The 17210-nt window shown below is 66.0% G+C and carries 17 protein-coding genes; 8 read left to right on the forward strand and 9 right to left on the reverse strand.

The annotated features are described in order from the left end of the window. Positions 1-21 precede the first annotated feature (21 nt). Genes RTQ83_RS12225 through RTQ83_RS12235 form a run of 3 tightly spaced genes read right to left on the reverse strand, consistent with a single transcriptional unit; the run spans position 22 to position 4741 of the window. Positions 22-228 (reverse strand): addiction module protein, encoded by a 207-nt coding sequence (locus tag RTQ83_RS12225; RefSeq protein WP_312514746.1) that lies wholly within the window; start codon positions 226-228, stop codon positions 22-24. A gap of 41 nt (positions 229-269) precedes the next feature. After that, on the reverse strand, positions 270-3845 hold the full coding sequence (locus RTQ83_RS12230; RefSeq protein WP_312514748.1) for a hypothetical protein: 3576 nt from the start codon (positions 3843-3845) through the stop codon (positions 270-272). 2 nt (positions 3846-3847) lie between these two features. Next, positions 3848-4741, reverse strand: a complete 894-nt coding sequence (locus RTQ83_RS12235; protein WP_312514750.1) for an ABC transporter ATP-binding protein — start codon at positions 4739-4741, stop codon at positions 3848-3850. 249 nt (positions 4742-4990) lie between these two features. Here RTQ83_RS12235 and RTQ83_RS12240 point away from each other — a divergent pair, with 249 nt between their 5' ends. Together RTQ83_RS12240 and coq7 are read left to right on the forward strand one after the other, a co-directional pair. Further along, on the forward strand, positions 4991-5476 hold the full coding sequence (locus tag RTQ83_RS12240) for a hypothetical protein (protein ID WP_312514752.1): 486 nt from the start codon (positions 4991-4993) through the stop codon (positions 5474-5476). 34 nt (positions 5477-5510) lie between these two features. Further along, the gene (coq7, locus tag RTQ83_RS12245) at positions 5511-6155 is read left to right on the forward strand and encodes a 2-polyprenyl-3-methyl-6-methoxy-1,4-benzoquinone monooxygenase (protein WP_312514754.1); all 645 of its coding nucleotides are present in this window, start codon (positions 5511-5513) and stop codon (positions 6153-6155) included. 57 nt (positions 6156-6212) lie between these two features. Here the strand turns inward: coq7 and RTQ83_RS12250 are convergent, their stop codons facing one another. From RTQ83_RS12250 to RTQ83_RS12265, 4 genes are all read right to left on the reverse strand, one after another. Continuing rightward, the gene (locus RTQ83_RS12250) at positions 6213-6635 is read right to left on the reverse strand and encodes an OsmC family protein (RefSeq protein ID WP_312514756.1); all 423 of its coding nucleotides are present in this window, start codon (positions 6633-6635) and stop codon (positions 6213-6215) included. A 66-nt stretch (positions 6636-6701) separates the two neighbouring features. Further along, positions 6702-7886, reverse strand: coding sequence for an ABC transporter permease (locus tag RTQ83_RS12255; RefSeq protein ID WP_312514758.1), 1185 nt, complete (start codon positions 7884-7886; stop codon positions 6702-6704). Then, positions 7883-8614, reverse strand: coding sequence for an ATP-binding cassette domain-containing protein (locus RTQ83_RS12260; protein ID WP_312514760.1), 732 nt, complete (start codon positions 8612-8614; stop codon positions 7883-7885). Before RTQ83_RS12260 ends, RTQ83_RS12255 begins: the two co-directional genes overlap by 4 nt. Before the next feature lie 28 nt (positions 8615-8642). Continuing rightward, positions 8643-10085, reverse strand: a complete 1443-nt coding sequence (locus RTQ83_RS12265) for an alpha/beta fold hydrolase (protein WP_312514762.1) — start codon at positions 10083-10085, stop codon at positions 8643-8645. A gap of 274 nt (positions 10086-10359) precedes the next feature. On the opposite strand from RTQ83_RS12265, the gene rplM reads away from it, so the two are divergent. The 6 genes from rplM (at position 10360) to erpA (ending at position 14522) form a co-directional block, all read left to right on the forward strand. After that, positions 10360-10788 carry a 50S ribosomal protein L13 gene (rplM, locus tag RTQ83_RS12270; RefSeq protein WP_005667902.1) on the forward strand — a complete coding sequence of 143 codons (429 nt, stop codon included), beginning with the start codon at positions 10360-10362 and terminating at the stop codon, positions 10786-10788. A 9-nt stretch (positions 10789-10797) separates the two neighbouring features. Next, the gene (rpsI, locus tag RTQ83_RS12275) at positions 10798-11190 is read left to right on the forward strand and encodes a 30S ribosomal protein S9 (protein WP_123069985.1); all 393 of its coding nucleotides are present in this window, start codon (positions 10798-10800) and stop codon (positions 11188-11190) included. Positions 11191-11357: 167 nt separating this feature from the next. Next, on the forward strand, positions 11358-12404 hold the full coding sequence (locus RTQ83_RS12280) for a patatin-like phospholipase family protein (RefSeq protein ID WP_312514765.1): 1047 nt from the start codon (positions 11358-11360) through the stop codon (positions 12402-12404). A gap of 115 nt (positions 12405-12519) precedes the next feature. Then, entirely contained in the window at positions 12520-13557 is a 1038-nt protein-coding gene (argC, locus tag RTQ83_RS12285; protein ID WP_312514767.1) for an N-acetyl-gamma-glutamyl-phosphate reductase, read from the forward strand. A 133-nt stretch (positions 13558-13690) separates the two neighbouring features. Beyond that, positions 13691-14101: a polymer-forming cytoskeletal protein gene (locus RTQ83_RS12290; protein WP_312514769.1), complete on the forward strand. Its 411-nt coding sequence runs from the start codon at positions 13691-13693 to the stop codon at positions 14099-14101. 52 nt (positions 14102-14153) lie between these two features. Beyond that, a complete protein-coding gene (gene erpA / locus RTQ83_RS12295) occupies positions 14154-14522 on the forward strand; it encodes an iron-sulfur cluster insertion protein ErpA (protein ID WP_290418194.1) in 369 nt (122 codons plus the stop codon). A 128-nt stretch (positions 14523-14650) separates the two neighbouring features. Here the strand turns inward: erpA and RTQ83_RS12300 are convergent, their stop codons facing one another. Next, complete coding sequence (locus tag RTQ83_RS12300; protein WP_312514771.1) at positions 14651-15748, reverse strand: anhydro-N-acetylmuramic acid kinase; 1098 nt, start codon at positions 15746-15748, stop codon at positions 14651-14653. 92 nt (positions 15749-15840) lie between these two features. Continuing rightward, the gene (locus tag RTQ83_RS12305) at positions 15841-17208 is read right to left on the reverse strand and encodes a M23 family metallopeptidase (RefSeq protein WP_312514773.1); all 1368 of its coding nucleotides are present in this window, start codon (positions 17206-17208) and stop codon (positions 15841-15843) included. Positions 17209-17210 lie beyond the last annotated feature (2 nt).

A 17210-nucleotide genomic window follows, 5' to 3' on the forward strand; every position in this document is an offset into this window, starting at 1 on the left:
CACGCTTGCCCAGGTTGCAACTCAGTCCTGCCACTCCTTCAGCGCGACGATTGCCGCTTCGCCGTTGTGGATCGCCTTGACGCGCCGTACCACCTCGTTCTGCCATGCCTCGTCGGCATCCTGGTCGGCGCCGTCGACGTCCTGCAGCAGCAGGCGCAGCAATTCGTTCTTTTCAGACACGCTCAGTGTCTTGATCTTTTCGGTAATTTCAGCGACTGCATTCGACATGGTCTCCCCCCAATCATTTTGATCCGATCATAGCGCGAGATTTACGGGTTGTCGACCGCGACCATATTGTCCGTGGGTTTTCTATCGATCAGCTTATTGTCGGGGTCGATGCCGGCGCGCGCCGGCAATGCGTCCACCACCAGCGTCACCGTTTGTCCCGCCTGCGCCACCAGGCGCCGCTCGCGCGCCAGCGGGTGGCCGTCGGCATCGTCGACGCCGAATTCGACGTAGTCGCGCAGCACCAGCGGCTGTTCGTCGCCGCTGTCGGTGATGCGCACCTTGGCGGCGTGGGCATGGATCGTCACGTCGTAGCGGCCGTCGGCGCGGCGGCGCGCGCTGGCGCTGTCGGCGCGGTTCTCGTACAGCACGATCGACTCGAACAGGTCGTCGATCAGATAGGCCTTGTCGGACGGCGCGATCTGACGCAGCGCGGCCACCAGGTCGCCGGCGCCGGCGCCGAGATCGGGCGCGCCGCGGTAGGCATGCCGTTCGAGCAGGCCGCGCAGCACGGTGTTGACGCGTGCTTCGCCCAGCAGGTCGGCCAGCAGGTACAGCGCCAGGCCGCCCTTGCGGGTGGTGACGTAGGGCTGGTTCTGGCTGTGCGCCAGCGGCAGTTCGCGACGCTGCTCCTGGACGCGGCCCGTCAGGTAGGCGTCCAGGTCGTGGCGCAGGAAGCGCCGCATGCGCTCGGCGCCGAAGCTGCGCCGCATCACCATCAGCGTGGTGTACTCGGCCAGGCCGTCCGACAGCACGGCGCCGCCGGGCATGCCGGCCGGCGCCAGCTGCAGGCCCCACCACTGGCGCGCGGTGTCGCGTGCGCTGGCGTAGAACGGGTAGTCGATGTCCCTGGCCGAAGCGTCGTCGATGCGGGCGATGAAGGCGCCGCTTTCCGACAACGGAATCATGCCCGGATAGGTCTGGGCGCTGCGCGTGGCGCGCGCGAATTCGGCGATGCGCAGCTCGCGCAGCGGATAGCGCCCGAAGTTGCGCGCACCGTATTCCAGGCCGGCCTGGGCGCCGCGGATCATGCGCTCGACGTTGGCCGCGTGGTCCTGGTCGTGGAACACGTCGATCGAGACGTCCTGCCAGCGGTCGTGGCGCACCTCGTAGCGCCCCGACTGGACGGCGTAGGCGTTCGGCAGCGGGCGGTCCATGCGGTATTCGAAGTGGCGGCGCCCGCCCTCGACCCATTCGCGTTCCAGCGTGCCGGGCGCGATCGAGATCTGGTCCGGGCTGGTGCTGACCACGGCGTGGAAGCCGGTCCAGTCGGGCTCGGTAAAAGCTGGCTTGGTTGCCGTCCTGGCGACTGCGTTGGCAGAGCGCGCGCCCAGGCCGAAGCGGCGGCGGTCACGCTCGTCGCTCAGCTCGACCGAGGGCTGGTAGCCGATGCGCGGCAGCACCGCATTGGTGAACAGGGTGCCGTTGCCCAGCACCGGGGTCTGGCTGCCGATGCCGAGCAGGCCGCGCGGTGCGTAGCCGACTTCGAATGCGAAGGCCATGCGCGCGCCGGGCACGAGCGGCGTGGCCAGGCGGTAGTGATAGAAGCCGCGTTCGGGATCGGCCAGCACCAGGCTGGCGGCGTGCGGGGCGGCGAAGCGCGGCGTGAAAGCGGCGCCGCGCTGCTGGTACAGCACCAGGTCGGCGACCGGCTGCGCGCCGCGGTTCTCGAGCTGGTAGGTCCCTTGCACCGTCATGGCGCGCGCTTCCGGACGCAGCGCTACATTCAGGTCGACGTCGACGATGCGCGGCTGCGCCAGGGCGGCGAAACGGGCGTAGCGCTGCTCGTAGTCCGCGCGCAGCGCTTCCGATTCGCGCGTGGTCAGGAAGCCGCCGGCCGCCAGTTCCCACGCCAGGAAGGCGCCGCCGCCGGCTGCGATCACCAATCCCACACCGAAGGTCGCCAGCACCGCCCGCGACAGGTTCAGGCGCGCCAGGCGCAGGCGCTCGCGCCAGCGGGTATCGACCCCGCGCGGCCACAGCACGCGCGCGGCCGCCAGCAGCATCAAGGCGGCGCCGCTCCAGTACAGCAGGAACAGGCGCTCGCGCAGCAGGTAGTGGCCGAAGCCGTCCAGCCCGGAATAGCCGAAGCGCGGCGTGAAGGCATAGCGCAGCAGCGGGTGGTCGAAGCTCGTTCCCGACAGCGCCACCATCGCCAGCAGCCAGCCGACCAGCAGGAAGTTTGCCACGTACTTGTGGTTGACGACGGCGTGCACCGCCAGCGCCAGCACCGCCACCAGCACGTACTGCGGCAGCACCAGCGTGAACAGCGCGTGCAGGTACAGGCCGGGTTCGAGTCCGAACCAGCCCTTGAACATCTGGATCAGCATGGCGGTGACCATCGCCAGCAGCAGCAGGCAGGCCTGCAGGCCGGCCAGGGCCAGGGTCTTGGACGCCAGCGGCAGCCAGCCTGCCACCGGCAGCGCATCGACCATCTGAGCGATGCGGGTCTCGCGCTCGCGCCAGGCCAGTTCGCCCGCGAACAATACCGTGGCAGCCAGCATGAACGGCGCCAGCACGCCGCGGATCAGTTCCAGCATCAGGTAGGTGAGCGGGTACGAAGCCACGCCGTCGCCGACGCCCATGTCGAGCGCGCTGGCGCCCAGCGCCAGCACCACGCCGACCGCCAGCGCGGCAAAATACACGTTGCCGAGCAGGCCGCGCAGCTCGCCCCAGGCCGAGCGCAGCGCCAGCAGCAGCAGGCTGCGCGCGGCGAAATCGGGCGCCGCCTGGGTATCGCGCGCGGCCTGCGACAGGGTTGCCGGCGTTTCGGCCGGCGTGCGCACGCGGGCGCGCGCGTCCTGGGCGCCGATGAAGTGGAAGCGCCAGTAGCCGAGCAGCAGCGCCAGCAGCGCGAAGCCGCCCCACAGCAGGCGGTTGAGCAGGTACACGCCTTCCAGGCCGACCGGACGCAGGTTGCGTTCGGCCAGCGGCCAGTATTCGGTCAGGCGGATCAGGGCGGTGGTGCCGAACGGGTCGATCAGCGCGGCGAAGGTCTTGAAATCGAGGTCGCGCGCCAGCGAGGGCGCGACGATGTAGCCGATGGTCATGACCACCGCCGCCACGTACACCGGCAGCATGCGCCGCGTCAGCGCCGCCAGCACGAAGAAGATGGCGCCGAAGATGAACAGGTTGGGCAGCAGCGTGTACAGATAGGGTTGCAGGTAGGTGGCCAGGCTGGCGGCGCCGACCCGCTCGGGCGCGACGCCGGGCACGAAGGCGCCCAGCCAGCTGCCGATCACGATGCTGGTGAACACCAGCGCCAGCGTGGCAAAGGCGCCCAGGAAGCGCCCGAACACGTAGTCGGTCTTGCGGATCGGCGCGCTGAAGAAGAAGTGGTGCATCTCGTGCTCGAAGTCCTGCTGCACCGCGCGCCCCATCACCGCCGCCACCACGATCGAGCCCAGCGAACCGAGTACCGCGCAGGTGAGGGCGACCTGGCGCGGCGCGTTGATCAGGACTTGCCCGCCGAAAGTCACCGACAGGTCGCGCAGGGCGCCGCCGGCAGCCGCGATCCACAGCATCGCCAGCGCCAGGAATACGCTGAAGTAAATCCAGGTCGAGAGCAGGCGCAGGCGCTGCGCCGCCTCGAAGCGGGCGATGACAAGCAGGGCGCGCACGGTCAGCAGGTCCCCGCGGTGGCGTGGTGGCGGCCGGCGATGGTGGCGAAGTACACGTCTTCCAGGCTGGCGCGGGCCGGCTCGAAGCCGTCGCCCGGATCGTCTTCGGCGTACACGTGGATCAGGGTGCGGCCGCTGAGCAGGCGGGTCGAGATCACCGTGTGGCGCGTCTGGTAGGCCGGGAGTTCGGCCTTGGTCACGAAACGGGCCCAGATGAAGTCCTCGATTTCGTAGATCAGTTCCTGCGGCTCGCCGCACAGCAGCACCTGGCCCTTGTTGATGATGGCCATATTGGCGCACAGGTCGGCCACGTCGGACACGATGTGGGTCGAGAGCAGCACGGTGCGGTCTTCGCCGATATCGGACAGCAGGTTGTGGAAGCGCACCCGTTCCTGCGGGTCGAGCCCCGCGGTGGGTTCGTCGACGATGATCAGGCGCGGGTCGCCCAGCAGGGCCTGGGCGATGCCGAAGCGCTGGCGCATGCCGCTCGAAAAAGTGCCGAGGCGCTGCTCGCGCACTTCCCACAGATTGGTCTGCTGCAGCAGGCCGTCCACCACCTCGCGCCGGCGGCCCTTGTGCGACAGGCCCTTGAGCTGGGCGAAGTGGTCGAGCAGTTCGAGCGCGCTTACCTTGGGATAGACGCCGAAGTCCTGCGGCAGGTAGCCGAGCAGGCGCCGCACCGCGTCCTTTTCGTCGAGCACGTCGATATCGTCCAGGAACACCGAGCCGGAATCGCATTCCTGCAGCGTGGCCAGGATCCGCATCAGGGTCGATTTGCCCGCGCCGTTCGGACCGAGCAGGCCGAACATCCCGGGCGGGATGTTGAGCGTGACGCGGTCCAGCGCGACCACGCCGTTGGCGTAGGTCTTGGACAAATGACGGATCTTTAATTGCATGACGGCTCCTGGCAGGGTGCGGCGCTCCTGTCATGGCGGAGCGCCGCGCTTTTCTCGCTTTTTTCTTTGCGCACTTCTACACACTTGCATTCTATAAAAAAGTCACAGCCGGGTTGGGCCCCCTGCGACACACGGGCCAAACCGCGTCCCAGACTGCATTATCCGGGTGCCAGGATGCGCCGTGGCTTTCTTTGCGTAATTTTCTTCAAGCGCGCAGGCGTGGATCGATGAAATGTGGATAATTACCGCATGAACCCCGCCACCCAAGACAAGCTGCTGCTGCTGATGCGCGAAGGGCGTTCGCGCACCGAATCGACCGACTGGTTCCGCGTCGCGCTGGGGCTGGTATACCTGGCCAACCTGATGACCGAGGAAGCGATCGACTTCAAGCAGGTCGACCGCGCCTACAACCGCTTCATCTATCACACGCTGGGGCCGGGCCACACCATCACCAGCGTGCTGCAGTTCATGAGCGGCGCCAAGGTGATACCGACGGTGGAGTGCGGCCGCTTCATGGACGCGTTCGGGCGCCAGTTCCCGGACGTGCCGCCGGCCTCGATCCCGTTCCTGCTGGAGCTGAACCTGGGCGTGGCCAAGAACATCTCGGGCCTGGAGCCCGAAGGACCGGTGGCCGACTGGATCGCGCGCAGCAAGGGACAGGGGGCGGGCGCGGCGCCGGCCGACCCGGCAAGCTCGCCCGAGCCCGGCTCCCCGTCGCCGGGCCAAGGCCTATAATGGTGGTTTTCGGCGATTACAAAGCGAGAACCCCATGATTGCACACCGTTTCACCAGCCCCCTGGACCATTTGATCGTCGGCTTCGACAAGGCCTTGCGCGTGGTGGGCGGGGTGGCCGCGATGTCGCGCCCGAACCCGGGCGCGATGGCGGTCGACAGCGACTTGAGCGACACCGAACGGCGCCACGCCGCGGGCCTGATGCGGATCAATCACGTGGGCGAGGTCTGCGCCCAGGCGCTGTACGACGCCCAGGGCAGCTTCGCCAGCACCCCGACCCTGCGCGCCCAGTTCGAGCAGGCCGGACGCGAGGAAGAAGACCACCTGGCCTGGTGCGCCCAGCGCCTGTCCGAACTCGGTTCGCAGCCGAGCGTATTGAACCCGCTGTGGTATGCCGGCGCCTACGTGATGGGCAGCGTGGCGGCCAAGCTGGGGGACAAGGTCAGCCTGGGCTTCGTGGTCGAAACCGAGCGCCAGGTCGAGGCGCACCTGGACAGCCACCTGGAGCTGCTGCCGCCGCAGGACGCCAAGTCGCGTGCGATCGTGGACCAGATGCGGATCGACGAGATCGAGCATGCCGAAGCGGCGCAGGCAATGGGGGCGGCCGAGATGCCGCTGCCGGTGAAGGTGGCGATGCGGGCGATGGCGAAGGTGATGACGACGACGGCGTATCGGGTGTAAGTGAGCGCAATCGGTTGCACGCGTGGACCGGTTTTCCGCCCACGCGTCCAGCCGGCATCAGACTTCGACGATCTCCACCGAATGCGTGATCTCGGCCATCTGCGCCAGCATGATCGACGCCGAGCAGTACTTGTCATGCGACAGCGTGACCGCGCGCTCCACCGCCGCCGGCTTCAGGTTGCGTCCCGTGACCACGAAGTGGAAGTTAATCCTGGTGAACACCTTGGGATCGGTATCCGCGCGCTCGGCCTGCAGCGTCACCTCGCAGCCGCGCACATCCTCGCGCCCGCGTTTCAGGATCAAGACCACATCGTAGGCCGTGCAGCCGCCGGTCCCCACCAGCACCATCTCCATCGGACGCGGCGCCAGGTTATGGCCGCCGCCTTCGGGCGCGCCATCCATCGTCACCATGTGACCGCTGCCGGTCTCGGCCCGGAAACTCATGCCCGACGGGCCGTTCCAGCTGACTTTCACTTCCATTGCAATTCTCCACATTGAACGTTCGCGCTCGATTGTACGGCAGGCGCCGGCGCCGTGCCGGCCCCATCACACCGCCAGCACGTAGCGCTCGCTCTTCATGCGCCAGCTGGCAAACGCCACCACCAGCAGCGCCGGGATCAAGGCGCTCAGGAAGGTCAGCACGAACGGCAATGCCCCCAGCTCGCTGCTCTTGGCCAGTTCCTTGAGCAGGGTCTGGTTCGACAGCGTCGGCACCAGGTACATCCAGCTTGCCGACTTGAGTTCCAGCGCCGATACCGCGAAGCCCGGGATCAAGGGCACGATCATCACGAAGCTGAGCGTGGTCTGGGCTTCCTTGAACGACTTGGCGTTCATCGCCAGTGCCAGGTACAGCGCGCCCGAGAGCAGCGACAGCGGCGCCGTCACCAGGCACACCAGCAGCATCTCGCTCCAGCCCAGGCTCCACGACATGCCGATTTCTTCCAGCGGCAGCCAGGCCAGGATCGCGTGCGCCAGCAGCAGTTCGAGCGTCACGCCGACCACCGACGGCACGCTGGCGGCCAGCCATTTGCCGCATACCAGCTCCCAGGTGCGGATCGGCTGCGCCATCAGCACTTCGAGCGAACGGCGTTCGCGCTCGCCGGCGGTGCTGTCGACCGCGGCCGACATGGTCAGCATGAAGGCCGGGAAGAACAGGATGCCGATGATGCCGCCGATGACCATCGCCGAGCGCGAGGCATTGGTGCCGGTGTCGTAGCGCTGCACCTGGATCGGCGACAGCGCGGCCGGCGACACCCCGTGCGCCAGCAGGCGCGCGCTGGCGATGTTGGCGCTGTAGGCCTGCAGCACCTCTTCGATCTGGCGCCGCTGCGGCCCGCTCTCGGCGGCCGAATCGAACCAGAATTCGATGCTGGCCGGGCGCATGGCGCCGTAGTTTTCGATGAAATCCTCGGACAGTCGCAGCACCGCCGCGGTCTTGCGCGCGTGCAGCAGGGCGCCGATCGCCTCCTCGTCCATCGGCGCCACTTCGCTGACGGTGACGTTCTTCTGGCGCAGCTGCGACACCAGGGTCGGGGCCTGGGCGCCGCCGATGATGGCCAGCTCCACGCCTTCGCGTTCGGTGCGGGTGTTCTTGTCGATCATCTGGTGCATCACGTAGCCGATGATCGCCGGGTACATCAGCGTGAACAGGAGCAGCAGGCTCAGGGTGCGCTTTTCGCGCAGGGTCTCGCGCAGCTCTTTCCAGAATACGATCCAGATCTTCGATCTCATGCGATGCCTTCCTCGGTGCCGACCAGGCTCACGAATGCGTCTTCCAGGCTGGCGATGCCGGTGCGGCGGCACAGTTCCTGGGGCGAGCCCTGGGCCACGGTATGGCCCTTGGCGATCACGATCACGTCTTCGCACAGCGCCGTCACTTCCTGCATCACGTGGGTGGCCATGATCACGCAGCAGCCGTCCTCGCGCAGCGCATTGAGCGCGGTGCGCAGGGCGCGCGTGCTCATCACGTCCAGGCCGCGGCTCGGTTCATCGAGCAGCAGGTGGCGCGGGCGATGCAGCAGGGTACGCGCCAGCGCCACCTTGATGCGCTGGCCCTGCGAGAAGCCCTTGGTGCGGCGCTCCATGATCTCGTCCATGCCGAGCAGCTCGGACACTTCGCCGATGCGCGCGCGCAGCGCAGTGCGCTCCATGCCATTGAGTTCACCGAAGTACTCGAGGTATTCGCGCGTGCTGAGGCGCTCGTAGAGGCCGAACTGGTCGGTCAGGAAGCCGATGTTGCGGCGTACCGCCATCGGATCTTTCTCCGGATCGACGCCGCCGACCGAGATGCTGCCGTGGTCGCGCCTGAGCAGACCCACCAGGGTGCGCAGCAGGGTGGTCTTGCCGGCGCCGTTGGGGCCGAGCAGCGCGGTGATCTGGCCGTCGCGCGCGGTGAAGGAAACGCCGCCCAGCGCCTGCACGGCGCCGAACTGCTTGCGTACATCATGGACTTCGATCATGGATGGTCCGAACGTAGATTCAATGAATTCAGGGTTGCGGCCCGGCGGCGCCGAGCTGGAAGGTGGGCGCCGGAATGTCGTTCAGGCAGGCGCTGTCGAGCTTCTGCTCCGGGCGGTCGAGGAACTCGCGCAGCAGGCGCGGCGCGCAGCCCAATTGCGACACGCCATGGCCGGCATTGGCCACCACCACCTGCTGGGCGCGCGCCATGTGGCGCGCCGCGCTGGCGGCGCGGTGCGGCGGCGTCACCGGATCCAGCGCGCCGGACAGCAGCAGGGCCGGGGCTTCGATCCGGGACGGCGCGGCGAACGGCACCGGCGGCACGTTGACGGTCTTGCACAGTGCCGGAATCTTCTCGGCCAGCGGGCGGGTGAGCACGGCGTCGTCCGACTTAAGCAATTCCGGCGTCATGCGCGGCACGTCCTCGGCGCACACCACGGCGAAATGCAGCAGCATCGCCATGCTGGCGTCGCCGCCGAAGTCGCCAGCCAGGTTCTGGCGCGCGATGAACGGCTGCCAGCGGCCGCGGCTGGCGCTGTGGATCAAAAAGGGCAGGCGGCGCGCATCGGCCGGCGAATACAGGATGTTGTGCACGGTGCCGAGAAAGCGCGGCAGGGTCAGGCTGAAGTCGACCTGCTGCGCGGTGCGCGGATCGGGCAGCGACAGCCTGATGCCGCCGCCCTCGAGTTTCGTCACCAGCGCGTCGAACTCGGCGCGCAGCTGCGGGAAGGCCTTGTTGCAGGCGGCGTCGCGCGCGCACTGGGCGAACAGGCCGTCGAGCGCGGCCTGGCCGTCGCGCCCGCCGGCCGGAATCACCTGCTCGGGCGCGGCCACGCCATCGAGCACCAGGGTGCGCACGCTGGCCGGATAGGCGCGCGCATAGGCTTGCGCCAGGCGGGTGCCGTAGGAACCGCCCCAGACGTTCACCTTGCCGTAGCCGAGCGCACCCCGCACCTGCTCCAGGTCGCGCGCGGCGGCGGCGGTGGTGTAGGCGGCGAATGGCGCCTTGCTGGCGCGGATGCAGGCGCGCAATTCTTCTTCGAGCTGTTCTTCGCCCATCAGTTCGTGCTCGGGCTTGCTTTCGCAGCTGAGCTTGCCGGAAAGGCCGGTGCCGCGCTGGTCGATGAAGACGATGTCGCGCGTGGCGCGCACCTTGTCGAGCGCGGCCGGGAGCAGCATCAGGACGTCGCTGCCGGCCTGGCCGGGGCCGCCTGCCAGCACGAACAGCGGATCGTTGCGGGTGCCCTGGCGGAAGGCCGGGGCCACGGCCACGTGCAGCTTGAGGCTGCCGGCGGCCGGCCTGGCGTAGTCGAGCGGGACGGTCAGGCTGACGCAGCGCAGGGCCTCGGTGGCACCGGGCAGGTGGCAGCTGCGCTCCTGTTTGGTAGCGGTCGGGGCCGGTTGCGCGGCGCCATGCGCGAGGCCCGCCGTCAGCCACGCCAGCGCGATGAACAACATCTTGGATTTCTTCACAACATCTCCCTGGAGTTGCGACGATAGTATGTTCGCGAAGTTTCCGCGGTCAACCGATTGTTTCAAGGCCGCATCAAGGAATTCATCTTGGGTAGTGCGCATCAGAAACGGCGCGCAAGAAAAGCGACAGCATCCACGTGCGGATTGACGCGGGAGTCGTTGTTCGGTTATGATCGTCGGCTTTCCGTTTGCTCAGGAAAAGACAATAAGGCCGAGTCCGCTGCATTCCGTATGCGGAACCACCATTTGAGCAATTTTTACTTTTGGATTAAACATGAAAACTTTTTCCGCTAAGGGCCACGAAGTCCAGCGCGACTGGTTTGTCATCGACGCGACGGACCTGGTCCTCGGACGTGTTGCCAGCGAAGTGGCACTCCGACTGCGCGGCAAGCACAAGCCGGAATTCACCCCGCACGTCGACACCGGCGACTTCATCGTCGTGATCAACGCGGGCAAACTGCGCGTGACCGGCACCAAGGCCACCGCGAAAACGTACTACCGTCACTCGGGCTACCCGGGCGGTATCTACGAAACCAACTTCCTGAAAATGCAACAGCGTTTCCCAGGTCGCGCACTCGAGAAGGCTGTCAAAGGCATGCTGCCTAAGGGCCCACTCGGCTACGCCATGATCAAGAAGCTGAAAGTGTACGCGGAAGGCACCCACCCGCACGCTGCTCAGCAACCACAAGCACTGACCCTCTAAGGAACTGACATGATCGGTAACTACAACTACGGCACCGGCCGTCGCAAGAGTGCAGTCGCTCGCGTGTTCATCAAAGCTGGCACCGGCCAGATCATCGTGAACGGTAAACCGGCATCGGAATACTTCTCGCGTGAAACCGGCCTGATGGTGATCCGTCAACCGCTGGAACTGACCGGCAACGTCGAACGTTTCGACATCAAGGTCAACGTGCACGGCGGTGGCGAATCGGGCCAGGCTGGCGCCGTCCGTCACGGCATCACCCGCGCTCTGATCGACTACGACGCAGCACTGAAGGGCGATCTGGCACGTGCCGGCTTCGTCACCCGTGACGCACGTGAAGTCGAGCGTAAGAAAGTCGGCCTGCGTAAAGCACGTCGCGCGAAGCAGTTCTCGAAGCGTTAATTCGCATATTGCAGCCCTGGTGCTGCAATTCGAAAAGACCGCCGGCCTTGTGCCGGCGGTTTTTTTTTCGTCCCGCGCTTTATGTATTTGTATGTGGGAAAGGTAACGTGGGCATCCGGGGCCGCAGTGTAGACTCGGCAGCAAATCAACTTCCCCGGACATCTGTAGTGGATACACCTGCCAAAAAGCTCAGTCTCGGCCTGCAAGGCGGCGGTTCGTACGGCGCCTTCGGCTGGGGCGTCCTGGACCGGCTGCTGGAAGACGAGCGCTTCGACATCAGCGCCATTTCCGGTGCCAGCGGCGGCGCCATCAACGCCACGGTGCTGCTCGACGGCTTTGCCCAGGGTGGCGGACGCGAGGGTGCGCGCCAGGCCCTGCACCGGTTCTGGCAGACGCTCGGCACCATGAGCCTATTCAGCCCGATGCGCCGAACCCCGGCCGACTACCTGGCCGGCCAGGGCTCGATGCAGGCGTCGCCCGCCTATCACCTGCTGCAGGTGATGAGCGCGGTCATGCCGCCGCCGATGACCCAGGTCAGCATCAATCCGCTGTGCACGCTGCTCGGCTCGCTGATCGACTTCGAGCGGGTGCGCAGCTGCGAACAGATCCGCCTGTTCGTGAGCGCCACCAATGTGCGCACCGGCAAGGGCAAGATCTTCACGCGCGACGAGATGGATGCCTGCCGCCTGGCGGCCTCGGCTTGTCTGCCGCAAGTGTTTTCCGGCGTCGAGGTCGATGGGGAAACCTACTGGGACGGCGGCTTCGTCGGCAATCCCGCACTGGCGCCGCTGGCCAGCGACGGCGGGGCGGGCGACATCCTGATCGTCCAGAACAACCCGATCGCGCGCGACCGCCTGCCGCTGAGCGTGGCCGACATCGCCAACCGCGCCAGCGAGATCGCCTTCAATATCGGCTTCGTGCGCGAGATCAGTGCCATCCAGCACTTCGGCATGCTGCTCGACGAAGAGCAGGCCGAGCAGACCCATGCGGCGGCGCTGCGCCTGCACATGGTCACCGGCAACGGCAAACTGCAGAACCTCGACATCTCGAGCAAGTTCAACAACGAGTGGCCGTTCCTGCAGCAGCTGCACGCGCACGGCCGCCAGGCCGCCGACGACTGGCTGGCGGCGCATGGCGAGCAGGTGGGCCTGCATTCGACGCTGGACATGCGCGCCATCTTTTATCCCGAGACCATGTCGCACGCGCCAGCCTGATGCGGGGCAGGCGGCCGCGGCCAACGGCCGGTGCGCGGCCATCTGGTCAGGCTGTTAAAATTGCGATTTCTTCCTGCCGCATCAGCAGGAAACCAATTTTCTAGAAGGAATGGACATGATCAAAGTTGGCATCGTAGGCGGAACCGGATACACGGGCGTGGAATTGCTGCGGCTGCTGGCCGTTCACCCTGATGTGCAATTGACTGCCATCACTTCGCGCAAGGAAGACGGCATGCCGGTGGCCGACATGTTCCCGTCGCTGCGCGGCCGCGTCGACCTGGCGTTCTCGAGCCCGGACAAGGCCGACCTGAAATCGTGCGACGTAGTGTTCTTCGCCACCCCGCACGGCGTGGCGATGGCCCAGGCGCCCGAGCTGCTGGCGGCCGGCGTCAAGGTGATCGACCTGGCGGCCGACTTCCGCCTGAAGGACCGCGCCACGTTCGAGAAATGGTACAAGATCGAGCACACCGCGCCCGAGCTGATCGAAGAAGCGGTGTATGGCTTGCCGGAACTGAACCGCGACGATATCAAGGGCGCGCGCCTGGTCGCCAACCCGGGCTGCTACCCGACCACCATGCAGCTGGGCTTCTACCCGCTGCTGAAAGCCGGCATCATCGACGCCGGCAGCCTGATCGCCGACTGCAAGTCGGGCGTTTCCGGCGCCGGCCGCAAGGCCGAGATCGGCACGCTGTTCTCGGAATCGAGCGACAACTTCAAGGCCTACGGCGTGCACGGTCACCGCCATACCCCTGAAACCTCGGCCCAGCTGGCCCGCTTCACCGGCGAGAAGATCGGCCTGATCTTCACCCCGCACCTGGTGCCGATGATCCGCGGCATGCACGCGACCCTGTACGCGCGCCTGACGAAGGAGATCGACAACGCCGCGCTGCAGGCGCTGTTCGAAGAGCAATACAAGGACAGCGAATTCGTCGACGTGATGCCGTTCGGCTCGCATCCGGAAACCCGTTCGACCCGCGGCTCGAACATGCTGCGCCTGGCGCTGCATCGTCCGGAAGGCAGCGATATGGTGGTGATCCTGGTGGTGCAGGACAACCTGGTCAAGGGCGCTTCGGGCCAGGCGGTACAGTGCATGAACCTGATGTTCGGCCTGGAAGAGTCGACCGGCCTGAAGCAGATTGCGCTGTTGCCGTAAAAAGCAGCCCCGGTTTGTCAAGCGACGCAGATCAAGGCGAGCACTGTTGAGCAGGGTAAATTGATCGTTGGACTGATCCTAGTTCAACGGTCAATGTGCGCCGAGGCGCGTTCTTCTCAGCAGAGGTGGTTCCATGTTCGGTCGACAAGCTAAAAGCGAAATTGACAGCCTGGTCGGGATCTCGGCCCGCATCGAGGGCGACCTGAGCTTCAGCGGCGGGCTGCGCATCGACGGCGAAGTGCATGGCAACGTGGTCGCGGCGGATGGCGCCGACAGCATGCTGATCGTGTCCGAACATGCCCGGATCGAAGGCGAAGTACGCTGCGCCAACCTGGTGGTCAATGGCTACATTGCCGGGGCCGTTTATTCGTCGGAACTCCTTGAATTACAGCCGAAAGGCCGCATACATGGGGATGTACACTACCGCCTGCTCGAAATGCACGGCGGCGCCCTCGTCACCGGCAAGCTGACGCACGAGCCGCAGCAGGCTTATGAAGAGCCGGTGTTTCATCTGACCGACATAGTCGAGGGGTCGGCAGCATGACTTTCCCCAACCGTCTATAATGGACGGTGTTTGATCTTTCAGGAGTTTTCCCATGAACGCAGTCGCAGAAGTGCTTGAGCACGACACTATTCCCGTACCAATCAACTTCACCGATAGCGCCGCAGAGAAAGTTGCACAGCTGATCGAGGAAGAAGGCAATCCCGATCTGAAACTGCGCGTCTTCGTGCAAGGCGGCGGCTGCTCGGGCTTCCAGTATGGTTTCACCTTCGACGAAATCGTCAACGACGACGACACGACGATGGAAAAGAACGGCGTCCAGCTGTTGATCGATTCGATGAGCTACCAGTACCTGGTCGGCGCCGAAATCGACTACAAGGATGACCTCGAAGGCGCGCAGTTCGTGATCAAGAATCCGAACGCCACCTCGACCTGCGGTTGCGGTTCGTCGTTCTCGGCATAAGTTTCACGCCACGCCGCCCGGATCGTTCCGGGTAGTCGACGGCCCGCTGCGAGCGGGCCGTTTGCATTTTGGCAGCGTGCGGTGACTGCGTTGCATCCTGACGGCCCGCCCGTGCGGGCCGCGCTGTTTTATGCGGGATACAGCGCGCCCAGTACACGCAGGCCGCGTGCGCCGGTGACCGCAGGCAGGTTGCCCGGCTCGCGATTCACGCAGCGCCAGCCCAGCCAGGCGAAGGCGAGTGCTTCGACCCGGTTCGGCGCTACGCCCAGCGCCGCCGTCGATTCCACCTTGATGCCGCCCAGCTCGGCGCCGATGGCGCGCAGCAGGGCGCCGTTGTAGGCGCCGCCGCCGCAGACGTAGGCCGCGTCCGGCGTCACGCCTTCGGCCTGGATGGCTTGCGCGATCGTGCTTGCCGTCAGGCGCAGCAGCGTCGCCTGGACATCGGCCGGTGCCAGGTCCGGGTGCTGCGCCAGCTTGTCATTCAGCCACTGTTCGTGGAACAGGTCGCGGCCAGTGCTCTTGGGTGCCGGTTGGCGGAAGTAAGGTTCGTCGAGCAGCGTGGCCAGCAGCGCCGCATCAACCGTGCCGGACGCCCCCCAGGCGCCATCCTCGTCATAGGCGCGATCCTGGTGGCGCGCGATCCACAGATCCATCAAAACATTGCCCGGGCCGGTATCGAAACCGGTCACGCGTCCGTCCGCGTGCAGCACGCTGATGTTGCCGATGCCGCCAATATTGACCACTACCCGGGCCGCGCCTGGCGTGCCGAAAGCGGCATGGTGGAAGGCCGGCACCAGCGGCGCACCCTGGCCGCCGGCGGCGACATCGCGGCTGCGGAAGTCGGCGATCACGTCCAGTCCGGTCAGTTCGGCCAGCAGGGCCGGGTTGTTGGTCTGGCGGGTGAAGCCCAGTTCGGGGCGGTGGCGGATGGTCTGGCCGTGGGCGGCGACTGCCGTGACCGGGCCCGGGCTGGATGGCAGCAGGGCGCGCACGCAGTCGGCGTAGACCAGGGCCAAGGCGTTGGCGGCCAGCGCTTCACGTTCGAGTTCGTTCGGACTGGCCGATTGCAGGGCCATCAGTTCGGCGCGCAATGCTGGTGGGAACGGGGTGAAGGCGGCGGCCAGGGTCTGGATCGCGCCGTTGGAGAAATCGGCCAGCACGCCGTCGACGCCGTCGAGACTGGTACCGGACATCAGGCCGATGAAGAGGGAAGAGGTGGCGTTCATGGTGGTTGCGCTAGCGATGGGCCCAAAACAAAACGCCCTCCGGCATTTGCATGCGACGGAGGGCGTCGGTACTGCGTATTTTTAAACCCGGATCAGCGTGCCGCCATGCCGTTGCCGCTTGGTGCCAGCAGCGAGAAGCGGTGGTTCATCTCGGCAGCTGCCATGCGGAAGCGTGCCAGTTCGGATTGGCTCAGCGGTTGCTGGACCAGCGACTTGAACTTGTTCGGATCCTGGGCCACACCGGCAACACGGAATTCGTAGTGCAGGTGGGCGCCGGTCGACCAGCCGGTCGAGCCGACATAGCCGATCACCTGGCCCTGGCTGATCTTGGCGCCTTTTTTCATGCCCGGAGCAATGCGGCTCATGTGGGCATAGGCGCTGCTGTAGTTCGACCAGTGCTTGAGCACGACCATGTTGCCGTAGCCATTGCCGTTGCCGGCGAAGTCGACGGTAGCGTCGGCGACGGCGCGGATCGGGGTGCCGGTGACGGCCGCGTAGTCGACGCCCTTGTGCGCTTTCCACTTGCCCGAGATCGGGTGGGTGCGCATCGAGAAGCCCGACGAGATACGCGAATACTGCAGCGGCGACTTGAGGAAGGCCTTTTTCAGCGCCTTGCCGTCCAGGCTGTAGTAGCCGCCTTGCTTGCTGATCGGATCTTCGTACCACACCGACTGGTAGCTGGTGCCGCGGTTGACGAATTCGCCGGCCAGGATGCGGCCGGTTTTCACCAGTTCGCCGTCCAGCCAGAAGGTTTCGTACACCACGTTGAAGCGGTCGCCGCGCTTGACGTCCGAACGGAAGTCGATGCTGGTCGAGAACATCTCGATGATCTCGCCGACCACCGAATCAGGGATGGTGCCGCCGTCCATATTGGCGTCGTCGGTCGCTGCGTACAGCGACGAGGCGATCTCGCGCGAGCGCATTTCGACGCGACGCTCGAGCTTGGCCGGCTGGTCGAGGGCGACGAACTTCTCGCCCTTGCGCTCGACCGTGATGGTGCGCGCGTTGCCGCTCTTGCCATCGACGACGGTGGCGCTCATCGACAGCAGCATGCCGTTCTCGTCGGTCTCGGCCTGGATGCGCTTGCCGTTCGGCAGCGACAGCAGACGGCGTGCGACCTTGTCGGAACGAACGAACTTCTGGGCTTGAGCGTCCTCGATGCCGAGGCGGGTGAAGATCGAGCCGAGCGAATCGCCGCGGCGGATACGTTCTTCGTGGATAAATTGCTGCTCGTTTTGTTGCAGGGCGGCGATCTGGTCGGCCAAGTTAGGCAGTTCCAGGTCTTGCGCCACCGATTGCACGGGCAGGTCGGAGGGATCGTTGGCGATCGGAGCGACCGCCACCGCGCCAAAGGCGCACATGCTGAGGAAGACGGCCCCGGCGCCGAGCATGCGGGCCTTGCGGGTCTTCGGCACCAGCTGCAGCAGGCGGGTACGGGTGATTTTCTGTATAGGGTTCATGC

It is taken from the genome of Massilia sp., from assembly GCF_031995545.1.
Classification (GTDB): Bacteria; Pseudomonadota; Gammaproteobacteria; order Burkholderiales; family Burkholderiaceae_D; genus Telluria.